Source organism: Catenovulum agarivorans DS-2, assembly GCF_000568405.1.
GTDB lineage: Bacteria > Pseudomonadota > Gammaproteobacteria > Enterobacterales > Alteromonadaceae > Catenovulum > Catenovulum agarivorans_A.
Window position 1 is genome coordinate 1 of sequence record NZ_ARZY01000136.1, and the last position, 246, is coordinate 246.

Sequence of the window (246 nt, forward strand, 5' to 3'; positions counted from 1 at the left end):
AAAAGTTGTTCGCTGTGAGTTATTAAGTTTAAATCTAATGTAGACAAGGCGTTTAATGAGGACGTTTAGCCTGCTAAACGACGAATTAAACAACGCAGTATACGTTAGATTTTGGTAGGTCTGGGCAGACTTGAACTGCCGACCTCACCCTTATCAGGGGTGCGCTCTAACCAGCTGAGCTACAGACCTATATCATCTATATTATCAACTTGTTGGCAGGCCGACTTCACCGCTTTTATCAAAGGG

At 43.1% G+C, this 246-nt stretch carries 1 tRNA gene; it reads right to left on the reverse strand.

Going from position 1 to position 246, the window contains the following annotated elements:
• Nucleotides 1-112 precede the first annotated feature (112 nt).
• Nucleotides 113-189: transfer RNA gene (locus tag DS2_RS19510), tRNA-Ile, on the reverse strand.
• Between the last annotated feature and the right edge of the window lie 57 nt (nt 190-246).